At 40.6% G+C, this 2,118-nt stretch carries 1 protein-coding gene; it reads right to left on the bottom strand.

Annotation, left to right across the window (positions count from 1 at the left end; translation table 11 throughout):
• Nucleotides 1-94: 94 nt before the first annotated feature.
• Nucleotides 95-1,528 carry a group II intron reverse transcriptase/maturase gene (gene ltrA, locus M3182_RS25470; protein ID WP_251560620.1) on the bottom strand — a complete coding sequence of 478 codons (1,434 nt, stop codon included), beginning with the start codon at nucleotides 1,526-1,528 and terminating at the stop codon, nucleotides 95-97.
• Between the last annotated feature and the right edge of the window lie 590 nt (nucleotides 1,529-2,118).

Raw genomic sequence — 2,118 nt, 5'->3', positions numbered from 1 at the left:
AATAAAGTAGGGAAACCACTATCATGGCTTCCCCCTTATCAAACCGTACGTGCCCTATTAAGGCATACGGCTTACCCATATGTTACAAGTGTTATCAAGAGGATGCGTTCCAGGCATTTTGCATCTTTTGGATTCGGTGTGGAGTGTAATACTCTACACCTTTTTCTTTTGCGCGTTTTATCGCGTTTCGTTGTTTCCGTTTGCCATATAACTTTATCTCTTCGAGATATTGTTCGATGGTATAGCCAAAAGCTTTATTAAGGTACAACCAGTAGCTAGGTATTAACTTTATCCCAACGAAGAAGCTATTATTCCATTTATACCGCATTTTCTTTTCTTTCCTTTGATTTGGATGCTTATGTATGAACGCAACGCGTAACCTTTTCCTAATATAGCCATCCATATCTAAAAGTGTCCTTCTCATCCATCGAGTTATACAGTGACTCTTCTGTCCTAATTCTTCATTAGCTCTGATAGCTTTAATGATGGTCACGTAGTAGTTTACTTTGCCTCGGATAATTGGATTTACCCGATTAATCCATTCTTCCTTACTTAAGGTCAGTGTCTTTCGAGTCTTTGCCTTAATTTTCAATCGAAAATCCTTAATGGATTCTTTCTTAGGTGTTACATGGAAGACAGTTTTCTTATCTTTCTTTCCAGGTCTCCAATGATGAAATGTGAACCCCAAAAAGTCAAAGTCATCCTTCTTGAAGTTGACTACTCTTGTTTTCTCTTTAGAGATTTCTAGCCCTAACTCCGTCAATTTTGTTTTAGTTAAGGTCGCTGCCTTCTCGATTGCTTCCTTTGATTTTGCAAACAATAAGAAATCATCGGCATATCTTACAAAACGAATGCCATGCAAATCCAATTCCCAATCTAGCTCACTTAGATAAACATTCGCAAGTAATGGGGAGATTACCCCACCCTGTGGTGTCCCATAATCAGAATGAATTAGTTTTCCTTCTTCCATAAATCCGGCCTTTATCCATTGTTCAATCATGCCTAAGACCGTTCGGTCTGATACGTATTTCTTCAAAACTCCAATGAGTTTCTTGTGAGGAATATTGTCAAAGAACCCTTTAATATCACAATCGTAAATATGATTGTATCCCTGTTCTATGTTCCAAAGGATGATTTGCAGGGCTCTTTCGACTCCTCTATTTGGTCGGTAACCTACCGACCAATTATGAAACAGAAAATCTTCAAATTTTGGTTGAAGTACATTTACTACACTCTGTTGGACTATACGGTCTTCAATCGTTGGAATACCTAAAGGTCGTTTCTTCCCATCCTTTTTGGGGATGTATACTCTTTTAACTGGTTGGGCTTTATAGGATTTCGTTCTCAGCTTGTCTAGAAGGGACAAGATATTCTCTTCTAAATTTGCCTCATAACTCTCTATCGTTTCTCCGTCTATTCCCCCTGCACCTTTGTTGGCTTTTACCTGTCCAAAGCTCTGGGTTAATTTACGGTCAAACAAAAGTTGTCCATATACACTGTGTAATTTAAATTTCCACTCTTGATTCATTGCGTATTCCACGCCTTTCCTTGATGTACTTTCAAACGGTTTTACCTCAGTAACTTGCTTGTTGGCATTACATCTCGTTCATGGCTTGGAGCCATAGGTCGTTCCCCTTCCGTTCACTTAATGTTATGGTCATTAAGTTACTTCCGTACTATGAGAACGTCTGAATTCTCTCTCGTTCATTGTCATTTCGGGTTACCCTTATAGACTAGAACCCTGCCTGTTCGGTAAAGAGAGAACCTCACGGGGTCATCGCAATTCCCTTCTAAGCATACCCTGCACCATCACGCTATAAGCCACATTTCCTCGGTCTGACTTCTAAAGAAAATGCCTTTTAGTGGGCTTCCTCACTTTTCGAAAAGTCACCAACTTATCCCGCCGCCGTGCTTCACACTTATTGCATTAGGGTCTACCCATTCGCTTACGGGTCTCTCGATTTTCCGCATCTCCTTCAGACAGCCCCTCACGGGTGCTGCCCTAGATTAAGCTTCCCGAGCTAGGTCAGTCTCCTCGGGGATGGACTTTCACCATCTGGGATTCTATTACATTTTCTTCTTTCAGTCGTTTCATCGAAATGACGTCTCTGTCCGAAA

Source organism: Mesobacillus maritimus, assembly GCF_023715205.1.
In the GTDB taxonomy this organism is placed as follows: domain Bacteria; phylum Bacillota; class Bacilli; order Bacillales; family Cytobacillaceae; genus Mesobacillus_B; species Mesobacillus_B maritimus_C.
The sequence above is the reverse complement of the archived record's forward strand: the minus strand, read 5'-3'. Positions and strand labels throughout refer to the sequence as shown.

What these genes read in the sequence shown, in the direction of transcription:
- ltrA (WP_251560620.1), bottom strand. Translation starts at nt 1,528, where the DNA reads ATGAATCAAGAGTGGAAATTTAAATTACACAGTGTATATGGACAACTT.